Source organism: Bradyrhizobium sp. 14AA, assembly GCF_054185205.1.
On the sequence record NZ_JAVAYM010000009.1, the window covers coordinates 237,587 to 257,857 of the forward strand.

The 20,271-nt window shown below is 63.2% G+C and carries 14 protein-coding genes and 1 tRNA gene; 12 read left to right on the forward strand and 3 right to left on the reverse strand.

Annotated features, from left to right (window positions below; translation table 11 throughout):
- The first annotated feature begins 83 nt into the window (after positions 1-83).
- From serA to RAD15_RS18880, 4 genes are all read left to right on the forward strand, one after another.
- Complete coding sequence (gene serA / locus RAD15_RS18865) at positions 84-1,673, forward strand: phosphoglycerate dehydrogenase (protein ID WP_458179633.1); 1,590 nt, start codon at positions 84-86, stop codon at positions 1,671-1,673.
- Positions 1,674-1,829: 156 nt separating this feature from the next.
- Positions 1,830-3,002, forward strand: coding sequence for a thiolase family protein (locus RAD15_RS18870; protein WP_458179634.1), 1,173 nt, complete (start codon positions 1,830-1,832; stop codon positions 3,000-3,002).
- A gap of 290 nt (positions 3,003-3,292) precedes the next feature.
- Complete coding sequence (locus RAD15_RS18875; protein WP_458179635.1) at positions 3,293-4,852, forward strand: FAD-dependent oxidoreductase; 1,560 nt, start codon at positions 3,293-3,295, stop codon at positions 4,850-4,852.
- Positions 4,853-5,005: 153 nt separating this feature from the next.
- Positions 5,006-6,979, forward strand: coding sequence for a methyl-accepting chemotaxis protein (locus RAD15_RS18880; protein ID WP_458179636.1), 1,974 nt, complete (start codon positions 5,006-5,008; stop codon positions 6,977-6,979).
- An 89-nt stretch (positions 6,980-7,068) separates the two neighbouring features.
- Here the strand turns inward: RAD15_RS18880 and RAD15_RS18885 are convergent, their stop codons facing one another.
- Positions 7,069-10,479, reverse strand: coding sequence for a PAS domain-containing protein (locus RAD15_RS18885; protein ID WP_458179637.1), 3,411 nt, complete (start codon positions 10,477-10,479; stop codon positions 7,069-7,071).
- Positions 10,480-11,242: 763 nt separating this feature from the next.
- Between RAD15_RS18885 and RAD15_RS18890 the strand changes: the two genes are divergently transcribed.
- The 4 genes from RAD15_RS18890 to RAD15_RS18905 all read left to right on the forward strand — a co-directional run bounded on the left by RAD15_RS18890 (position 11,243) and on the right by RAD15_RS18905 (position 15,158).
- Positions 11,243-11,677, forward strand: coding sequence for a phasin (locus RAD15_RS18890; RefSeq protein WP_458179638.1), 435 nt, complete (start codon positions 11,243-11,245; stop codon positions 11,675-11,677).
- Between the two features lie 194 nt (positions 11,678-11,871).
- A tRNA-His gene (locus RAD15_RS18895) sits at positions 11,872-11,948 on the forward strand.
- A gap of 377 nt (positions 11,949-12,325) precedes the next feature.
- On the forward strand, positions 12,326-13,657 hold the full coding sequence (locus RAD15_RS18900; RefSeq protein WP_458179639.1) for a hypothetical protein: 1,332 nt from the start codon (positions 12,326-12,328) through the stop codon (positions 13,655-13,657).
- 82 nt (positions 13,658-13,739) lie between these two features.
- A complete protein-coding gene (locus tag RAD15_RS18905) occupies positions 13,740-15,158 on the forward strand; it encodes a hypothetical protein (RefSeq protein WP_458179640.1) in 1,419 nt (472 codons plus the stop codon).
- Between the two features lie 675 nt (positions 15,159-15,833).
- On the opposite strand, the gene RAD15_RS18910 is transcribed toward RAD15_RS18905, so the two are convergent.
- Positions 15,834-16,220, reverse strand: coding sequence for a response regulator (locus tag RAD15_RS18910; RefSeq protein ID WP_458179641.1), 387 nt, complete (start codon positions 16,218-16,220; stop codon positions 15,834-15,836).
- A gap of 210 nt (positions 16,221-16,430) precedes the next feature.
- Between RAD15_RS18910 and RAD15_RS18915 the strand changes: the two genes are divergently transcribed.
- The 4 genes from RAD15_RS18915 to tenA all read left to right on the forward strand — a co-directional run bounded on the left by RAD15_RS18915 (position 16,431) and on the right by tenA (position 19,489).
- Complete coding sequence (locus RAD15_RS18915; RefSeq protein ID WP_458179642.1) at positions 16,431-16,775, forward strand: response regulator; 345 nt, start codon at positions 16,431-16,433, stop codon at positions 16,773-16,775.
- An 828-nt stretch (positions 16,776-17,603) separates the two neighbouring features.
- On the forward strand, positions 17,604-18,101 hold the full coding sequence (locus RAD15_RS18920) for a DNA adenine methylase (RefSeq protein WP_458179643.1): 498 nt from the start codon (positions 17,604-17,606) through the stop codon (positions 18,099-18,101).
- A 143-nt stretch (positions 18,102-18,244) separates the two neighbouring features.
- Positions 18,245-18,508 carry a hypothetical protein gene (locus tag RAD15_RS18925; RefSeq protein WP_458179644.1) on the forward strand — a complete coding sequence of 88 codons (264 nt, stop codon included), beginning with the start codon at positions 18,245-18,247 and terminating at the stop codon, positions 18,506-18,508.
- A 306-nt stretch (positions 18,509-18,814) separates the two neighbouring features.
- Entirely contained in the window at positions 18,815-19,489 is a 675-nt protein-coding gene (gene tenA / locus RAD15_RS18930) for a thiaminase II (protein ID WP_458179645.1), read from the forward strand.
- A 236-nt stretch (positions 19,490-19,725) separates the two neighbouring features.
- Here tenA and RAD15_RS18935 read toward each other — a convergent pair whose 3' ends face one another.
- A complete protein-coding gene (locus tag RAD15_RS18935) occupies positions 19,726-20,112 on the reverse strand; it encodes a nuclear transport factor 2 family protein (RefSeq protein ID WP_458179646.1) in 387 nt (128 codons plus the stop codon).
- Positions 20,113-20,271: the final 159 nt, after the last annotated feature.

Genomic DNA, 20,271 nt, shown 5'->3' on the forward strand with positions numbered 1-20,271 from the left:
TCCATCGCTCAAGGAGAGATGGACCCGCGGGTTAAGTCCGCGGGCGACGCTCCGTAAATGCAGCTCGCACCACGGATCATCCCATGACCAAGCCCAAAGTTCTCATTTCCGACGCGCTCTCGCCCGCCGCCGTTCAGATCTTCAAGGACCGCGGCGTCGAGGTCGACTTCCAGCCCAACCTCGGCAAGGACAAGGACAAGCTCGCCGAGATCATCGGCAATTACGACGGCCTTGCGATCCGCTCGGCGACCAAGGCGACCGCCAAGATCCTCGACAAGGCGACCAACCTCAAGGTGATCGGCCGCGCCGGCATCGGCGTCGACAACGTCGAGATTCCCGCCGCCACGGCCAAGGGCATCATCGTGATGAACACGCCGTTCGGCAATTCGATCACGACCGCCGAGCACGCCATCACCCTGATGCTGGCGCTGGCACGCGAGATCCCGCAGGCCGACGCCTCGACCCAGGCCGGCAAGTGGGAGAAGAACCGCTTCATGGGCGTCGAGATCACCGGCAAGGTGCTCGGCGTCGTCGGCTGCGGCAACATCGGCTCGATCGTCGCCGACCGCGCGCTCGGCCTGCGCATGAAGGTCGTCGCGTTCGACCCGTTCCTGTCGCCGGAGCGCGCCAAGGACATCGGCGTCGAGAAGGTCGATCTCGATGACCTGCTCAAGCGCGCCGACTTCATCACGCTGCACACGCCGCTGACCGAGAAGACCAAGAACATCATCGACGCGGCCGCGATCGCCAAGATGAAGAAGGGCGTGCGCCTGATCAACTGCGCCCGCGGCGGTCTCGTCGACGAGCAGGCGGTGGTCGATGCGCTCAACTCCAAGCACATCGCCGGCGCCGCGTTCGACGTCTTCGTCGAGGAGCCCGCGAACGCCAACGTGCTGTTCGGCCATCCCAACGTGATCTGCACGCCGCATCTCGGCGCCTCCACCACGGAAGCGCAGGAGAACGTCGCGCTCCAGGTCGCAGAGCAGATGTCGGATTACCTGCTCACCGGCGCGATCTCGAACGCGGTCAACTTCCCCTCGATCACCGCGGAAGAGGCGCCGAAGCTGAAGCCGTTCATCGCGCTCGCCGAGAAGCTCGGCTCGTTCGCCGGCCAGCTCACCGAGACCGGCATCCTCAAGGTCGAGATCACCTATGAGGGCCACGTCGCCGAGATGAAGATCAAGGCGATCACCTCGGCCGTGCTGTCGGGCCTGCTGCGGCCGATGCTGGGCGAGGTCAACGTCGTGTCCGCGCCCGTCGTCGCCAAGGAGCGGGGCATGGTGGTGGACGAGATCGTGCGCGCCGCCCAGAGCGACTATGAGAGCCTGATCACCGTGACGGTCGCGACCGAACGCCAGGAGCGCTCGGTCTCCGGCACCGTCTATCACGACGGCAAGCCGCGCCTGGTCGACATCAAGGGCATCCGCGTCGACGCCGAGTTCGGCAAGTCGATGATCTACGTCACCAACGAGGACAAGCCGGGCTTCATCGGCAGTTTCGCCGGCCTCCTGGGCGACGCCAAGATCAACATCGCGACCTTCCATCTCGGCCGCGTCGAGCAGGGCGGCGACGCCATCGCGCTGGTCGAGGTCGACGGCGCGGTGCCGGCGGACGTGCTCGCCAAGGTGCAGGCCCTGCCGCAGGTCAAGCAGGTCAAGGCGCTGACGTTCTGAGACGCTGACATATTCCGACCCGCGGAACAACGCCGCCTCCGTCACCGGAGGCGGCGTTTTTATTTTCCGCGCCTGCCAAACTTTGTGTACCAATGGCGCCAGGACAATCCGTTCAAAGAGCGCTCCGTTCAAAATCGCTCGACAAGGGAGAAAACAATGCGTGAAGCCGTCATCGTTTCCTATGCGCGCACGGGCCTCGCAAAATCCGGCCGCGGCGGGTTCAACATCACGCCGCCGATGTCGCTCGCAGCCCATGCCATCCAGCACGCTGTGAGCCGCGCCGGCGTCGACAAGGATTATGTCGAGGACTGCTATCTCGGCAATTGCGCCCATGGCGCGCCGAACATCGGCCGCCAGGCCGCGCTGCTTGCAGGGCTTCCCAAATCGACCGGCGGCGTCTCGGTGAACCGGTTCTGCTCGTCGGGCCTCCAGACCATTGCGATGGCCGCCAACTCGATCCGCTCGGACGGAGCCGATTGCATCGTCGCGGGCGGTGCCGAGAGCATCTCGATCCCGGGCGGCGGATCGCCGAAGGAATGGGTCGATCCGGAGCTGCTCAAGACCGCGCCTGATATCTTCATGGCGATGATCGACACCGCCGACATCGTCGCAGAGCGCTACAAGCTCAGCCGCGAATATCAGGACGAATATTCGCTGGAGTCGCAGCGCCGCATGGCCGCCGCCCAGCAGGCGAACAAGTTCAAGGACGAGATCGTCCCGATGAAGACCAGGATGAAGGTGGTCGACAAGCAGACCAAGGCCGAGAGCATCGTCGACTACGTCGTCGACCGCGACGAGTGCAACCGTCCCGAGACCACGCTGGAGGGGCTTGCCAAGCTCGAGCCGGTGAAGGGCCCGGGCAAGTTCGTCACCGCCGGCAACGCCAGCCAGCTGTCGGACGGCGCCGCCGCCGTGGTGCTGATGGAAGCCAAGGATGCGGAGAAGCGCGGCCTCAAGCCACTCGGTCGCTTCGTCGCCTGGGCGGCGGCCGGCTGCGAGCCGGACGAGATGGGCATCGGCCCGATCTTCGCCGTGCCGAAGCTGTTGAAGCGTCACGGCTTGAAGATCGATGACATCGATCTCTGGGAACTCAACGAGGCCTTCGCCAGCCAGTGCCTCTACTCGCGCGACAAGCTCGGCATCGATCCCGCCAAGTACAACGTCAACGGCGGCTCGATCGCGATCGGTCATCCCTTCGGCATGACCGGCGCACGTCTCACCGGCCACCTCCTGCAGGAAGGCGCGCGCCGCAAGGCCAAGTGGGGCGTGGTGACGATGTGCATCGGCGGCGGCCAGGGCGGCGCCGGCCTGTTCGAGATCTACAGCTGATCCAAGCGGCGTGAATGCGAAAGGCACGGCGCTGCAAGCGCCGTGCCTTTTTCGTTGCGCATCGATCGCCACGAATCTATACGTCTCTTGTCGGAAAAGGCAGACTTGGTCTGGTAAGCCCAAGTCCTTTCGTAACGAGGTCCTTTCGGTAACGAAAGCTCTGGTCTTTGGCCTTGTGCCGAGATCCCCGCGACGAACATCGGGCGCCCCGCAGGCGCTCAATCGTTCGTCCGTGTGATTCTCGAAGCTCAGGGAACGCTCCGGTCGAACATCGACTCGAGGAGCGTCTCATGCAAACCCAATCCACTGATATCTACGACGTTGTCATCGCCGGTGCCGGGCCCGTCGGTCTGTTTCTCGCCTGCGAGCTGCGGCTAGCCGGCCTCTCGGTGCTGGTGCTGGAGCAAGCGCAGGACCCGCATTCGGCGCTGAAGCAGCTGCCGTTCGGCCTGCGTGGCCTGTCGATCCCAACAACCGAGGCCTTTCACCGGCGTGACTTGCTGGACGAGATCCTGTCGGCGCAGCGCGCGAAGTCAGGCGCGACCAAAAGTGCTGCGCACTGGATGCAGCAGACGCGACGACCCGCTGGTCATTTCGCCGGCATCCAGTTCTATCAGGACGATGTCGATGCCGCGAAGTGGCCCTGGCGCCTGCCAACGCCGTCCGATGCCAGCGTCGCGGTCGACATGGAAACGCTTGAATCCGTCCTGGCCGCGCGCGCAAGCAGCATGGGTGTCGAGATCCGCCGTGGCTTTGGTGTGAATGTTATTGCGGCCTCGCAGGATGACGTGACGGTGCAGGCGGCCGGCGAGACTTTTCGGGGACGCTGGCTCGTCGGGTGCGACGGCGGCCGCAGCACGGTGCGAAAGTCCGGCGGATTCGACTTCGTCGGCACCGACCCCGAATTCACCGGCTATTCCGTCGATGTCGAGCTGGCGGATCCGGAGAAACTCAGCCCCGGCCGCAACTATACGCCGACGGGCATGTACACCTACGCGCCATCAGGCACGATCGCGATGGTCGATTTCGACGGCGGTGCGTTTCACCGGACCCAGCCGATCACGATCGAACACTTGCAGAGCGTCTTGCGCCGCGTCTCCTGCACGGACGTCACCGTCACGGCGCTTCGGCTCGCCGCAACCTGGACGGATCGAGCGCATCAGGCAACGACCTATCGCAAGGGGCGCGTGCTGCTCGCGGGCGATGCCGCTCACATTCATTCGCCGCTCGGCGGCCAGGGCCTCAATCTCGGTCTTGGCGATGCGATGAATCTCGGCTGGAAGCTGGCTGCGACGATCCGCGGACATGCACCGGCCGGTCTGCTCGATACCTATTCTTGCGAGCGGCACCCGGTCGGTGCGCAGGTCCTCGACTGGTCGCGCGCGCAGGTCGCGATCATGCGGCCGACGCCGGGCACGCGCGCGCTGCAGGCCATCATTCGCGATCTCATCGAGACCCGGGACGGTGCGACCTACTTCGCCGGGCGCGTGCGCGGCGTCTCGCTCCGCTACGATCTCGGCGGCCGCCATCCGCTAACGGGCCGGAGTGTTCCCGATTTCGAGTTGCCGGGCGGGGCCACGGTCGGAGGACGGCTCAGGACGGCGAAAGGGATCGTGCTGGACTTCGACGCCCGCGCGCCGCTGCAAGCACTTGCAAGCCGCTGGGGCGACCGGATCGATTATGTCGCTGGTGAGCCCAACGACCGGCTGGGCCTGAGCGCCGTGCTGGTGCGTCCCGATGGATTCGTTGCCTGGGCGTGTGACGGCGCGCCCGATGAGGAGGAGGCTGCGGAGGCCATGTCGCGCTGGTTCGGCGCGCGCGGCTGCGGCTGTGCGTCTCACCGTGCATAAGGCCCGGCATGACCCCGCCACTGGGATTCCCGTACCTCCCGTATGACGAGTATCGTGCATAAGCACGTATTCATACGTGCCCGTAAATTAACGGAAGTTTCCCCACTCTGACGTTTCATATTCGCATCAGCCACAACCAATTTTGAAACCAAGATGCGATTTCCCTCCCTTCGTCTCACGCACAAGATCACCGCAATCGGCGTCATCGGCGTCATCGGTGTTGTCCTGATCGGCGGCATCCATCTCTATGGCGAAAGGGCCATGGGCGTGTATCGCGACGCCGCCGAGAACGCCCGCACGATCCAGGAGCTGAACAGCAGGATCGCGGTCGAGCTGCTCGAGGGACGCCGCGCCGAAAAGGATTTCCTGCTGCGAAATGACGCCGGCAAGGCGCAGCGCCAGGTCGAGATCGGCAAGCAGATCGCCCTCGATATCGAGACGCTCCGCGGCCGGATTTCAGCTCTCGGCAAGCCCGAACTGGCCGCGCGGATCGACGCGATGACCGCATCGCTGACGACCTATCAGGCGCGCTTCGGCGCGGTGGTCGAGGAACGGCAGCGGCTCGGTCTCGACGAGAAGTCCGGTCTCGAAGGCCGCCTGCGCGCCTCGGTCCACGACATCGAGGACAAGGTCAACCAGCTCCAGGATGCCTCGCTCAAGGTCATCATGCTGATGATGCGTCGTCATGAGAAGGATTTCATGCTGCGCCGCGACGCCAGATATGGCGACGACATGAGGAAGCGCGCATCCGAATTCGTGGCCGGCGTCGACGCCGCCGCCATACCCGACACGACGAAGGCCGAGCTGCGTGCGAGGCTCGCCGACTATCAGCGCGACTTCTCCGCATGGATGGAGACCGCGCTGAAGCTGGCGACTGAGCTCAAGGCCATGTCGGAAGCCTTCTCGTCGGTCGAGCCCGTCATCGAGCAGGTGTCGAAATCGGTCGATACCATTCGCGCCGAAGCCGACCGGCTGAACGATGTCGAGCGCGACAGCATCCAATGGTGGATCGGCATTGCGATCGCGCTGATTGCATCCGGCGTGCTCGGCCTCGGCATCTTCATCGGCCGCTCGGTCTCAAAACCGCTGTCCGCGATGCGCGCGGCGATGATCGAGCTCGCCAACGGCAATTTCGCCATCGTGCTGCCCGGGCTCGGCCGTCCCGACGAGATCGGCGAGATCGCGCAGGCGGTCGAGACGTTCAAGATCAACGCCGAGCAGAAGGCGCGCGAGGAGGCGGAAGAGAAGATCAGGCAGGACAAGCTCGCCGCCGAGCGCCGCCGCGTCGACATGATCAGGATGGCGGACGATTTCGAGGGCGCGATCGGTGAGATCGTCGAGACGGTGTCGTCGGCCGCCACCGAGCTCGAGGCCTCGGCGACATCGCTGACCACCACCGCCGGCCGCTCGACCGAGCTTGCCACGCTGGTGGAGGCGGCGTCCGAAGAGGCCGCGACCAACGTGCAGTCGGTGGCGTCCGCAGCGGAAGAGCTGACCGCCTCCGTCAACGAGATCAGCCGCCAGGTGCAGGCCTCGGCGCGCATGGCCGGCGAGGCCGTCAGCCAGGCCGGGCAGACCAACGATCGCGTCAGCGAATTGTCGAAGGCGGCGGCGCGCATCGGCGACGTCGTCGAGCTCATCAACGCCATCGCGGGCCAGACCAACCTGCTGGCGCTGAACGCCACCATCGAGGCCGCGCGCGCCGGCGAAGCCGGGCGTGGATTTGCCGTGGTGGCGTCGGAAGTGAAGGCGCTGGCCGAGCAGACCGCGAAGGCGACCGGCGACATCGGTCAGCAGATTTCGAGCATCCAGTCCGCGACCGAGGATTCGGTCGGCGCGATCAAGACCATCGGCGGCACCATCGAGCGCCTGTCCGAGATATCGTCGACCATCGCAGCCGCGGTGGAAGAGCAGGGCGCCGCGACCAGCGAGATCTCACGCAACGTCCAGAATGCGGCGGCCGGCACCACGCAGGTCAGCGCCAACATCTCCAGCGTGCGCCAGGGCGCGACCGAGACCGGCTCGGCCTCCTCGCAGGTGCTGTCCGCGGCGCAATCGCTGTCGAACGACAGCAGCCGCCTCAAGCTCGAGGTCAGCAGGTTCTTGGATACGGTGCGCGCGGCGTAGCATCCGCGTAGCCCGCATGAGCGGAGCGATATGCGGGACCTTCCCGGGTGTCGCTTCGCTCACCCGGGCTACGCAGCGGGTCTGACCGCCTACGCCCGCGCCAGCGCCTGCGCGAACACCACTTCGATCAGCGTGCCGGAATGGCCTGCGCTCTTGATGTTGAAGCGGGCGCGGTTGGCTTCGACCAGCGCCTTGGTCAGCGACAGGCTCAGCGCCGAACTGTCCGAGGCATCGCCGGGCGGCGGGGTGCGGAACGGCTCCATCGCGGCGGCGACCTCGCGCTCGCTGAGGCCGTGGCCGGTGTCGCGGATGCGAAGTGCGACCTCGCCGCGGTCGGACAGCGCGGTCGAGACGATGACCTGGCCGCCGGCGCTGGCGAGCCGGATCGAGTTCGAGATCAAATTCATGGTGATCTGCCGCATCGCGCGCGCATCCACGCTCACCTGCGGCAGCGCATGCGCGAGCGAGGTGCGGATGATGATGCGCTCGCGGTTGGCCTGCGGCTGCATCACCACGACGCAGGCCTCGACGAGATCGTTGAGATTGAGGTTGGCGAAGGTGAGGTCGAGCTTGCCGGTCTCGATCCGCGACAGCTCCAGCAGATCGTCGATGATCGCGATGACGCGCTCGCCGGAGGCGCGGATGTCCTTCATGTACTCGCCGTAGCGCTCGTTGCCGAGCGTGCCGAAGCGTTCGGAGATCATCACCTCGGCAAAGCCGATGATGGCGTTGAGCGGCGTGCGAATCTCGTGGCTGATCCGCGCCAGCATGTCGGCCTTGGCGTTCGCCGCGCCGTCGACGAGACGGCGGGCCTGCGTCAGCTCGCTCTCGCCCTTCTTGCTCTGCGAGAGATCGCGGAACACGGCGAAGAAGTTCGGGCCGTCGGGCCGCGTGCGGCCCATGATCATGGCGAGGGGAAGGACGCCGCCCTTCTTCTCGCGCCCCAGCACCTCGCGGCCATGGTCGAGCAGGCTCGCGATGTCCTGGCTCTTCACGCTGTCGAGATAGTCGGCGACGATCTGCTGGCTCTCGGGCGCGAACAGCGTCACCAGGTTCTGCTCCAGCAGCGCATCGCCGTCATAGCCGAACAGCGCCTCGGCGCTGCGGTTGCAGGCGTGGATGTTGCCCTCGGCATCGAACATGACGATGCCCTCGGCGGTGGTGTCGAGGATCGCGGCGAGGTCCTCGGCGTCGGCATCGCCGGCTGCGGTCTCGAGCTCGGGCGCGTAGGGGAAGGATTCCGCGACGATGGGCTCGGCGATCGCTTGCTCCACAATGGCAGGCGCGACGACCTCAGGCGCAGCGGCGACGGCCTGCGGCAGCGCGCAGATCAGCGCATGCGCGCTCTCGCCGTCCCAGTCGATCGTGTGCAGATGCGCCTCGGTGGTCGCGAGCGGCGCTTCGCCATTGGCGAGCGTCGCGCTGATCGTGACGGGCGTGCCGGCTTGCGAAGTGCTGCTGGCCGAGGACACGCCCGGCTCGACATAGAGCGCATCCAGCCCGCCGGCCTTCTCCAGCGCGTTGATGTCGGCATGGCCCATGCGCGCGAGGAAGGCCGGGTTGGCATAGAGCAGCCGGTCGAGCCGGTAGATCAGGATGCCCGTCGGCAGGAGGTCGAGCAGCGTGCGGTCGCGCGCGCTGGCGCCGCGCGGCGGCGGCGCGGGCTCGCTCAGCCATTCGGCCGGCGCGTGCGGCGCCTCGGGCTCCGGTTCGGCGGCGATCTCGGCCGCCGGCGGCTCGGAGGTGCTGGCGGCGATCGTCTCGCGCTCGCGCTCGAGTCGCTCCGACAATTGCCGCGCGAGCTCGTTGAACGCGCTGTTCTCGACCGGCGTCAGCGTCGGCGGTCTGGTATCGCCGGGGCTGCGGAACGGCACGACATTGGGAGGCGTTTCCACTGGCGTTTCCGGATCGGTTGGGTGTGAAGTCACATCAAGTGCGGGTTCGGGCAGTTCAGCTTCGGGCTCGGGTGCAGGCTCGGGCTCGGGCGGCTCGACCGGCGGAGGCGGGGCCTCCGCGACGGCCTCGGGCTCATGCTCGACCTCGGGCTCCGGTTCGGGCGCGACCTCATCGGTGGTCGTGCTCTGCCGCGTGGGCGGCGCGACGAGCAGCTCGAAGCGCCTGAGCGCCTCGAGCCGGTTGAGGCCGTCGAGATCGCGGCAGACGCCGAAACCCTTGAAGCCGGCAAAGTTGCGCTCGCGGTCGTAGACCGGCAGGCCCGCAAGCTCGACCGGCAGATGCTCGCCGCCGTCGGCCGGCCAGTTCACGGTGATGCCGGCCCAGGTGTCGTGGCTTTCCAGCGCCCGCGCGACGCGGCCCTCGGGATCGAGCGCAAACGCCTCGGCGATCTCGCGCCAGGGGCGGCCGAAGCCTGAGGCCGTGTGCGCGCCCATCAGGCGGATGAACTCGTCGGAGAGAAGCACAAAGCGGCCCTCTGCATCCATCTGCCAGAGGAAGCGCAGCGGATGCTGACGCGGTGCGGGCGGCTCGTCATGGCCCGACGGCGGTTCGATCATGCCCGCAGTGATCGGCGCGGGCTGCGGCGAGACAATGGCTTCGGGGTGGTTTTCAACCGGAGTTTTGGTCGCGAGTTCGGCGGTCGCCTCGGGCGTGCCTTGCGCCGATGCGACCTCCGCGGCCGCCTCGCTCACTGCCGCCTCGGGCACGGGCGCGACCGTCTCGTTCGCTGCCGGCGTTTCGGCCGGCTCCGCGAAGGCGTCGAACAAGGCGATGCCGGCCGGCGCCTCGTGCGATGGCGGCGCGCTCGCCACTATCTGCTGCGCAGGTTCAGCCGGCGCTTCGGCTGCTGTGTCCGGCGTGCTCTCGGGCGGGGACGCAGCCGCGGCTTGCGCGGCGGCGGGCTCGATCAGCGCGACCAGGCCGATATCCGCGCCGGTGCCGACCCGTTGCAGCACCATCTGGCCGATGCCGATCGGCGTCGCGACGCGGCCATGGGCCAGCGCATCGCTGCGCGCCTGGTCGAGACCGGCCTCGGCGAGATCGCGGAAGCCGAGCAGGGAGCGGGCCGCTTCGCTGGCGCCGACGAACATGCCGTCCGGCGCGAACGCCGCCATCGGCGTCGTGGCGCCGTCGACCAGACGATGCAGCCGCTCGACCAGCGCCATGCTGCGCATTGTCGCGTCCATCGCGGTGACGAGCACGGCATGGCCGCCATCGGCAAACTCGAGCCGCGCGCAGGCGCAGGTCATCAGCGTGCCGAGCCGGGCGCCGAAGCCGCGCAGACGTTCGAGCCGCACGGCGCCGTTCGCCGGCAGCTGGCGGGCGAGCCGGGCGACCTGGCGGCGATGGCTGTCCGCCGGGCCGAACATCCTGCCCGCGAGGCTTGCGGCATTCGCCGCGCCGAACAGGCTGGCGCCGACCGGATTGGCCCACAGCACGCGCGCGCCGTCGATCGACCACAGCCAGGCGGGCAGTGGGGACGTCGCGTGCACGGCCAGCCGGGGATCGCCCACGCCTCGCAACTGGAAATCCGAACTCGTCATCCGACCGGCTTGCGTCTTTCTTGTTGGCGCCGGGCCGCCGGGAATGGCAGCCTTAAGAAAGGGTTAGTATTGCCCGCAGGCGCGGGCAGGTCCACGGCTCCGGTACAATAGGAGCCTCCCAAGCGGCGATAACCTTAATGTGGGCGAACCCGCAAGCCGCAGCCCCGCTGCATCCGCAGGATTCGTTGGGGTGGGGCCAACTTGGCCGAGGCACGCGCGGTGCCCACCCTCCCCTGGAGGGGTCCGGGACGAGCGTAGCTCGCCCGTGGGTCGATCGCGCGCAGCGCGAGCGGGGTGGGGTGATCTCTCCACTCGGGCGCTGTCGGACGTGGAGAGACCGTCACCCCACCCCGTCTCGCATTTCGCTCTGCTCCATGCGAGCCGACCCACGGGCGAGCTACGCTCGTCCCGGACCCCTCCAGGGGAGGGTAAGAGCCGCCCGCCACCTCCACCCAACCCCCCGGCATCCCCCTACCGCAACCACCGGTTCCCCCGCCGGGGAACCTCGCCCTAACCTAGATTAAATTTTCGCGGCGAACCCTGGATCACATTGCGTTGCACAATGTTGACATGTTAGGCAGCCACACTACTGGGCGCTGGACGAGCCATCTCGTTTGTTCTGCGTTTCCAGTCTTCGTACCCGCCAAGTCTTTGAGACGAGAGGTCTTTGAGACAAGACGTCTTTGAAACAAGACACGGCCCGGTCGGCCGGCGGGCGCGCCAGAAGGCTCACTCGATTTTTTCTTTAGCGTGAGGGACAACCATGACAGGTGCGACTGATCCGTTTTCTGCCTCGATCATCCCGTTCGAGGTCCCCGAGCAGATGCGTGCGTTCGCCGAAAAGGGCGTGTCGCAGGCCCGCGAGAGCTACGCCAAGTTCAAGGACGCGGCCGAGAGCCACAACGGCACCGTCGAGGCCGTGTTCACCTCCGCCAACAAGGGCGCGAGCGAGTACACCGCCAAGCTGGTGGAGTTCATGAAGGCCAACACCTCGGCCCATCTCGACTTCGCCCAGGAGCTGTTCGGCGTGAAGTCCCCCTCGGATGCGCTCGCGCTGTGGACCAACCACTCCCGCAAGCAGCTCGAGACCTTCCAGACCCAGGCCAAGGAGCTCTACGAGATCGGCCAGCGCGTCGCCGCCGCGACCGCCGAGCCGATCAAGGCCTCTGCCTCGAAGCTGTATCCGCCCGCCGCCTGATTTAGGCCGGGTTGGTTTGTGTTAAGAAACCCGGGCCGCAGGGCCCGGGTTTTGCTTTGGAAATAACGTCGCTTAGGGGACGATTTGGGGGTCTTGCGGCCTTGCCAAAAACGCCCGTTGCACCTAGTTTCCGCCCCGTCCAGCCCCCCTCGGTGACCGGCCAGTTCCAGGCGCCCAAGGCGGCTCGCAAGGATGCAGTTGTAGCTCAGTTGGTTAGAGCGCCTGTCTGTGGAACAGGAGGTCGGTGGTTCGAGCCCACCCAACTGTACCAAGGCTGCGGATAACTCCGCATTCTCAGCATCTTATTGATAGACCAGCAGGATTTGTGCCGCCTAAAATACAAAAGGCGCTACAAATGGCACTGCGTATGGTCGGTTTGAATAGAGCTTCTGATGGTCGGTGGTTTGCCCGCAAAGGCATCCCCGAGGACGTTCGCGAGGACTACCAAAGGCTCTACGGACCAAGCGTGAAGCTCATCTGAAACTCGCGGCCGACACGCCCCGGCATGAAGCGAAGGCTCGCCTTGGCGAGTGGGAAGCAGAGGTCGAAACCCGCATCGCGACCCTGCGAGCCCAGAGGAACGGCGAGGGGCAACCACTCACGAGGCTCAACGCAATCGCTCTCGCCGGTCGCTGGTACTTGTGGTTCGTGAAGCAGCATGAGGCGGACCCGGGCAAGCCGGGATATTGGAAGGGCCTCGGGGATATTATGGTTTGGGAGGTGATCCGTCCTCACGCGCCTGACAGCTATGAAGAAGACCCAAGGTCTGATCCCGATTGGAATTGGGCCAAAGAGCCAGAGGTACGCGAGGGGGTGAGGCCGCTGATTGCAGAAGAGGCGCGGGTAGCGACATTCCTTGCGAGCGAGGGGATAGCTTTGAACCCCACGGCCTACGCCCTGTTTGTAGACGCTGTCAGCGACAACCTATTGCCGGCCTTCTCGTTGCTGGAGAAGCGCGCGAACGGCGACTATTCACGTGACGAAACGCCCGACACGTTCCCCGTGTTCAACGCCGGTCCCGTGCGCGCCTCTGGCGTTGGATGCTGGGACCTTTTCGAGGCTTACGTTCACGCGGTGAAACCTGCGCCGACTACGGTCATGCGCTGGCGGTCTGTTTTCCTCGCCATGCAACAGCATTTCGCTGAGGTAGGGGCTGATGGAATTACAGAGGATGCTGCGAGGGCGTGGATACACAGCCTAATCTCTGAGGAGCGTCAGGCCAGCACCGTGCGCGAGGTGTGGTTGTCTGCGTCACGGACGGTATTTGCTTGGGCGCGCGTTCATAAGCGCATTCACCAGAATCCATTCAAGGAAGTGAAGGTCGATGTTCCTCGCAAGGTTCAGAAGCGAGAAGATGGCCGAAGCTTCACGAACGAAGAAGCGCTCACGATCCTCAAAGCGAGCCTCACCTATCAAGAGCCCGCAACGCCAACTGAGAGAACGCGCCGTTGGGTGCCGTGGCTGTGCGCGTACTCTGGCGCTCGGTCAGGCGAAATTACTCAGTTGCGAGGCGTAGACATCGAGAAGCGCGACGGATTCTACGTAATGAAGATTACGCCAGAGGCTGGCACTACGAAGACTGGTCAAGTGCGCGTCGTTCCGCTGCACGAACACCTAATTGCCCAAGGCTTCATCGAGATGGTCAAGCAGGTCGGGAAGGGCGCGCTTTTTTACAATGACAAGACACCACAAAAGATGAGTAGCGATCCGCTGAAGCCGTCGCGTCCACGTGCAGCCACCGCGCGCGCCCATCTCGGAACTTGGGTACGTGAACTCGGTGTTGATGATCCTGACATCAGCCCCAATCATTCGTGGCGTCACCTCTTCAAACGGATTGGTGACGAGGTTGGGATGTCCGAGAGGATCAACGATGCCATCACCGGGCATGCCCCGCCGACTGAAGGCCGGAAGTATGGGCCGCCGAAGGTTGCTTCGATGGCGGAGGCTTTGAAGAAGTTCCGGCGATACAAGCTGGATTGAGTGTTTGCCCAGAAGGCCATCACGTGGCAAGCCGCGACCGGCAGCCCCTCAGCGACACCGCGTTCGGTAGAGTGAATAAACGATGATTGATGACGACAATGAAGATGACCTCCTCGTTGAGTATCGCGGATGGGAACCAAAGACACCACGGGCCGAGCGTGGAGCGCTTCGCGATGCACCGCTGGCGACACTGACTGCGACACCTGCCACCGAGCAGGCACGTGCGCTTGTAGCGGAGTTGGTCAAGCGCTATCCCCGGCCGCAACCCGCGCAGGGCCGTATCTATGCACGCGACAAGACTTTGGCGTCTTATCAGACCGCAGCGGCTGCGTTCCTCGCTGACCTACTTGACGCAATCCGGCGCGGCCGCAGTGAAGGCTGGCTGAGATGTTCGCAGCGGAAGACTGATTACTCCGGCCAGATTGTCACTTGGCGTATGTTCGACGGTGTTCGGACATCGTGGCAGGAAGCGGGGTTGCTGGATCACAAGCCGGGTTATGACGGCAGTCGGGCCATGGGCAACCCTGGGCCGCCCCGAGGCATGCTCACGCGCTGCCGTGCGACACCAGCCCTGCAAGCGCTTTGTGCCGAGCACGGAGTGACGCCGCAGAGCATCCGGGAGCATTTCAAGTTCGTGCCCGTGATGCCCGCCGAGTTGGTGCAACTCACGAAGCCGCACCATAAGACACCTGAGACACCCACGGTCCACCGGCTCCGTGCAGATGTCGCTGCGCTGAATGCTTTCATGCAACAGCACACGCTCGCACATCCAACAGACGAGATCATCCATCTTGGCTGGGTTCGCAAGTTCCACAAGGCCGAGAGCCTTGCACGGTATCACTGGGACAAGGGTGGCCGTCTGTACTCGTACCCGCAAGATGCCGGATGCTATCAGCAGATTCAGGAGGACAAACGGGTCCAGATGCGGATCGACGGCGAAGCGGTGGCGGAGGTCGATATCTCATCGTCGTACCTCACCATCTTCTACGCTTGGATCGGTCAGCCGCTCGACACGGAGGCGGACGCCTACGGGGATATCCTTGGCCCTACCAAGGTGGACCGGGTGGTGACGAAATTCTTCATCAACTACCATTTCGGGAACGGTGACTTCCTTGCAGCGTGGCGCTCGGGTGTTGTTGCGGATATCAGGAAGATTTTGAAGAAGAAGGGCATTGCACCTGAAGAGTTCAACCCGAAGCGCTACAATCTTCGCGACGTGAAGAGGCGTGTTCTTGAACACCATCCGCTGCTTGAGCGCTGGGGTCACCCCATCGGTGGCCGTGCTCGGGATTGGAGCGACCTGATGTTTGCAGAGAGTGAGGTCGTGATCGGCAGTATGAAGGAACTGATGGCGCAGGGCGTGCCAAGCCTGCCAGTTCATGACAGCCTGATCGTACCAGCTTCACATCAGGCCTTAGCTGTGAAGACGATCACCCGTCAGTTCCAGACCCGTCTCGGGGTCTGTCCCAGCTTAGATGTCACCCACCTATGGGACTTCTAACGGTGGAGGATCTGGGGTGTCTCCCTAAGTATATGAAATATATAATATAATAGGTATTATTACATAGGGGGAGGGTGATGGCTATTCACCCCCAAGTACCTCGGAGGGTAACCCTACCATAACGTGGAACGAATGTTTGGACCGACCCGTTTAGTTTATGACAGGATGGGGGGAGGCGAATAGTAAGTGACCGGCTGGGGTACGTCACGCTCCTCTGGCCCAGCGACATAGCCACAGGGATTCCTGCGGCGCCGCTGGATTCGCTTCGGCGCTCGGGGGCCACCAGACAGCAGGGAAGCGAATGGCCTCTGGATGGACTCCTTATTGAATCCTCGGGGCATGTCGGCTGGGTTGGGGCCGCAGGCGGTGCATCGGCCTATATTGTTTCACTCAAGGTGGGTGATGGGGCTGACGTCGCTGGTCTTAGGCGGCTTGAGCGGCTTGAACCCAAGTAGACTTGAAGTGCCGTGTGGGCAGCGCGCCACAATAGGGTCCAGTTGAGCAGGAGGGACCCATTCGGTAGTCGCGTGCGCCAAGGACACCGAGGTACACCCCGGGTCCCCGCGAGCACCTCGGTCCGCTGTGAGACCAAGCAGATGTCGGCAAGGTTAGCTATGGGCTCAAGGTTAACAGCGGAAGTCAGCGTCGGCTAAGAGGGTGCCAACTCATGCGGCATTACTCACTCGGCGGCGGCGTATCGTTTAGCAATTGAGACACAGCCGTGACGACCTGCGCCGGCGCGAATGGTTTGGTCAGAAGAACGCTGTTGGGAACGCCACGCGACGTCCACTCATCAGCAGCTGCGCCGGTCATGTAAACCACTGGAAGGTCGGCGAATAATTCTCTCGCGCGTGTTGCCACCTGCCAGCCCGTGCGTTCGTCCTGCAAGTTGATGTCTGTCACAAGCGCGCGGTATTTATGGTCGTCATCAAGCAGCGATAGCGCCTCCTGGCCGGAGGCCACTACCTCCGTCTCGAAGCCTCCCTCTGCCAGCGCTTCCCTGACCATTTCCGCAATGAGGTAATCGTCCTCGACAACCAATATCCGCAATGGACTTTGCACGGCCCGCCCTCCGGCCCACGTCATTGTGGCTGCGTGCTAAGTACAAAAGTGCACACAACGTTCCAATCCCTATTGGGACACCCTAACCCCGGTGAGGCCTCTGGGAGAGTTAGCCTTTTTGACGAGCGCTCAGGACCCGGTTCCAAGTTACCAGATCATCCATCCTGACATAGAGAAGGGGTCACTCGGCAGTGGTTAAGGGGGCAGCCAATGGCATCGGTGTTTTTGGTGGAGGATGAAGTACTCATCCGCATGATGGTGGCCGAGATGGTGACGGAGCTTGGCCATACCGTTGCGGCCGAAGCTGGTGATTTGCCTTCGGCGTTGGAGCTCGCAAGTAAAGCTGCGTTTGACTTGGCCGTGCTCGATGTCCGGCTGGGCCGCGATAGCATCGCGCCTGTGGCGAAGGTTCTCGCGCATCGCAGTATCCCGTTCGCGTTCGCAACCGGTTATGGAGCGGACGGAGTACCAGAAGAATTTAGCGGACGACCATGGCTGCAAAAGCCGTTTGCGATAGAACAGCTTGAACGCTGCTTCGCTCAATTGTTGCCATAAACGGCAAGCAGGCGACATTGAAACAGACCGCCAACTGAGGCGGCATTACTCACTCGCCTTGTTCTCCTTCCAATGCAGTGTGGCCCTCTCTGTATCAAGGTCCTTGACCACTTCAGCCATCAGGGCCAGCGCCAGCTGATCGTCTATCAGGGGCCGGAGACGTTTGAGGGCGCCAAGCTCTTTGTCGATGCTGATGCACCTATCGCACATCAGCAGGTCGATCTGCCTCAGACAATTGCCGCTCCAACCAATCGGCAATGACTTTGTACTCCCTTTGCATCTTCTTTAATTCCTCTCTCGTTTCTAAGTGCTCTGTAAGCGCGGCCTGCACCCGGCAATCCCGCTCTAACGCACGGTACATACGATGAGGCATTGTGACTTCCCCGTCACATAGGATGCCGTGAGCAAACACCTTGTTCCTGATTCGGGAACTTACCTATGTGAATCATTCGGGAATTTTACGAGCGGCCATTTGGGTCTCTTGCGGGAAAGGTTCTTGTGTTTTCCTTCCGAGGAACGTGTCGGGCACAGGAAATTGCAACAGGATGTCTCGGGCTTGCCTGACAAGCTCTCGTAACATTTCTATTTCGTCGATTTCGCGTTGGGACGGACGACAGATTCCGCGCCGTAATAACATGGCTGCGCTCCCTGATTGTGCAGGCGGGAGCGCGGATCGGTCTCTCAGCCATCGGCGCCTACGGACAGAGCCGGTTGCCAATGATGTTTCACTATGCGCCTTTCTGGCAAAGTTTGCTACGGAATCCCGAACGACACCAGAGTACTCGCCGCGCGCGACACTATCGATCAGTTCGTAAAGAAGCATGTGTGATGATTACCTCGCCCCTGCGTTACCCGGGCGGAAAGGCAAAGCTCTTTCCATATTTTGTTGATTTGATCCGCGAGAATAAGCTGTTCGGAGCGGAGTATTGCGAACCCTACGCCGGGGGTGCGGGCTTGGCGCTTCGGCTCTTGACCAACGGGTTTGTGGACCGTGTCTCGATAAACGACATCGATCAGTCGATTTATGCGTTTTGGGTGTCCGCGCTGTACGATACCGATCGGTTCTGTCGGCTCATCGAGAAGACCCCAATAAACATCGAGCAGTGGCATCGGCAGCAAGAGGTTTGGGAAGCTTCAGACTTTGATAACAAGTTGAAGCTGGGCTTTTCAGCATATTTCCTCAACCGCACGAACCGTTCAGGCATCATTGAAGGTGCGGGACCCATTGGGGGTTATGGTCAGAAGGGCAATTGGAAGATTGACGTAAGGCTGATCAAATACAAAATGCTGATACAAAACGATCAGGGCAGAGCGCAAATTCTGTAGCTTTATCAATGCTGTTGGTGCCAGTTCGCGGTTCCCACCCAACTGTACCAGCGAAGGTAATCCCTAAGCAGACATCACTGGAAAGCGGCGGGGTCGGCGCCTCGGCTTAACCGAGGCTCAAGCGAGATTTGGGATGGTGCGCCATGCTCTGGCGCAGGATCTTCTTAGGCATCATCGGACTGGTGGTTGCGTTCAGTGCCGGCGGCGATCTCCAGCTCTGGATCGATGAAGGCAAAGTCTGGCACCGACCGAGGAGAAGCTTAGACGGTTTTCCGCGGTTGCTGTCGTATGACCAGGCGCCATTCGAATATGTCCTTCAATTGGGCTTCTGCGCTTTCCTTGTGCTGGTGGGACTGGCCCTCGTTTGGCTGGCCCTCGGCGGCCGGATTGGGAAAAGGTCGCCTTGATCGAAATGACCGCTCGGTCAGCACCAATCGCTGACCGATCCCGATAGGGAGCTCCCGCGCTTTGTTTGACTGAATCTCGGCCAAATCGAAATCTTGGTAGGGAAGCCTGCGTCGGAGTTTCAAAAATTTCGTTCTCCGAGATAGTAATTCGCCATGGACACTCTTACTCCCGCGCGGCGAGGGCCCTATCCGCAACGCTGCTCAAAACCAATTTTATGCGCCGTCACCGTAGCTCCTCGGTTCGCTATGCAATATCGGTAGCGAGCCAAAGACGTTCATGGGCAAGCAAGCCAGGCGGGAAAGATCGTGAGTTTCTTCGAGCGTCTCAAGACAGAAGCATCCGTTGAGTGGCGGGCCTACACCGAACATCCCTTCACGAACGGATTGGCAGATGGCTCGCTCCCCGAAGCGGCGTTTCGTCACTACCTCGTTCAGGACTACTTGTTCCTCATCGAGTTTGCTCGCGCCTACGCGCTCGCGGTCTACAAGTCGCCCAGGCTTGCCGACATGCGTGAAGCAGCGGCCGGCCTGTCGGCCATTCTCGATGTCGAGATGGACCTGCATGTGAAGCTCTGCGCCGGTTGGGGTCTGTCCCCGGCCGATCTTGAACAAGCCCCTCCGGCGGCCGAGATGCTGGCCTATACACGCTACGTGCTCGACGCGGGAATGCGCGGCGATCTGCTGGCACTCAAGGTGGCGCTTGCCCCCTGCGTGATCGGGTACGCGGAGATCGCAACGCGGCTCGCCTCGCGCCCCGGTGCTGACGCTGCGACGAACCCTTATCGCGTTTGGATCGCCGAGTACGCCGGGGTGCCGTACCAGGAGGTCGCGGCAAAAGCGCGGGCGCATATGGAACATCTCGCCCATCTCTACGCCACGCCGGCCCGCGAGGCAGAGCTGATCGCGATCTTCAAAGAAGCCACTCGACTCGAGGCAGACTTCTGGGAGATGGGCTGGCGCGCGGGCCAGCGTGTTGAATAGCCCTCCCGGCGATCAAAGGAATTGCACGCCTTTGTCTAGGAAATCGGTCAGAACATCAGCTCGGGACCGAGCAGGATGGATTACGGTGACAGTGCACAAAACTCCCGATGCTGCACGGCGCGATGCTGCGCGGCGCGCGCCGCCGGCATCGCCGGCATTGAGCGCGCACATCACAAAGATTCCGAGCTTCTCGCCCTGCTCAGCGCGAGGACTCCTCAACCCAGCCTCATCCCGCCTCAGGATATCATCGCCTTGATCTGCGCCGTGTCCGCAAACTCGATCAGCTCGACGATCTTGCCATCCTCAAATGTGAACAGGTCCAGCATCTCGGCGCTGAAGCTTTTTCCGGTCGGATGATATCGGACGTCCACGCGGGAATGGACGGCGACGCGATTCCCGTCGACCAGCTCGGCCAGAATTTCGCGGCTTTCGAAGCCGAAGGCGGCGGTGAATTGACCGAACGCCTCACGCAGCGTGGGGTGCCCCTTCATGCTTCCCGTCAGTTCGAGCGCACTCTTGTCGCCCGACAGGGTGAACTGGCCGTGGGGGTGAAAAGCGGCCACCAGGCCTTCGACGTCACCGTCGCGGCGCGCGGCGTAAGCGCGCCTGATCACGTCGAGCATCTCTTCGCGATGTCCCATATTGCCCCTCCTGCAACACGTGTCCTGGCAGGATAGCGACCTTTGCGTGCAAAGGCAAAATCGCGATTGCCGCCGACAATCGGAATGCGTCATCCGAAAGAATGACCGGAAAGCCGGAGCCCCGCCATGCTCTGCCACCGG

Coding starts and splice junctions, on each gene's coding strand:
- RAD15_RS18905 (WP_458179640.1), top strand. CDS start 13,740: ATGATTGATGACGACAATGAAGATGACCTCCTCGTTGAGTATCGCGGA.
- RAD15_RS18920 (WP_458179643.1), top strand. CDS start 17,604: ATGATTACCTCGCCCCTGCGTTACCCGGGCGGAAAGGCAAAGCTCTTT.
- RAD15_RS18880 (WP_458179636.1), top strand. CDS start 5,006: ATGCGATTTCCCTCCCTTCGTCTCACGCACAAGATCACCGCAATCGGC.
- serA (WP_458179633.1), top strand. CDS start 84: ATGACCAAGCCCAAAGTTCTCATTTCCGACGCGCTCTCGCCCGCCGCC.
- RAD15_RS18935 (WP_458179646.1), bottom strand. CDS start 20,112: ATGCTCGACGTGATCAGGCGCGCTTACGCCGCGCGCCGCGACGGTGAC.
- RAD15_RS18890 (WP_458179638.1), top strand. CDS start 11,243: ATGACAGGTGCGACTGATCCGTTTTCTGCCTCGATCATCCCGTTCGAG.
- RAD15_RS18925 (WP_458179644.1), top strand. CDS start 18,245: ATGCTCTGGCGCAGGATCTTCTTAGGCATCATCGGACTGGTGGTTGCG.
- RAD15_RS18870 (WP_458179634.1), top strand. CDS start 1,830: ATGCGTGAAGCCGTCATCGTTTCCTATGCGCGCACGGGCCTCGCAAAA.
- RAD15_RS18875 (WP_458179635.1), top strand. CDS start 3,293: ATGCAAACCCAATCCACTGATATCTACGACGTTGTCATCGCCGGTGCC.
- RAD15_RS18885 (WP_458179637.1), bottom strand. CDS start 10,479: ATGACGAGTTCGGATTTCCAGTTGCGAGGCGTGGGCGATCCCCGGCTG.
- RAD15_RS18915 (WP_458179642.1), top strand. CDS start 16,431: ATGGCATCGGTGTTTTTGGTGGAGGATGAAGTACTCATCCGCATGATG.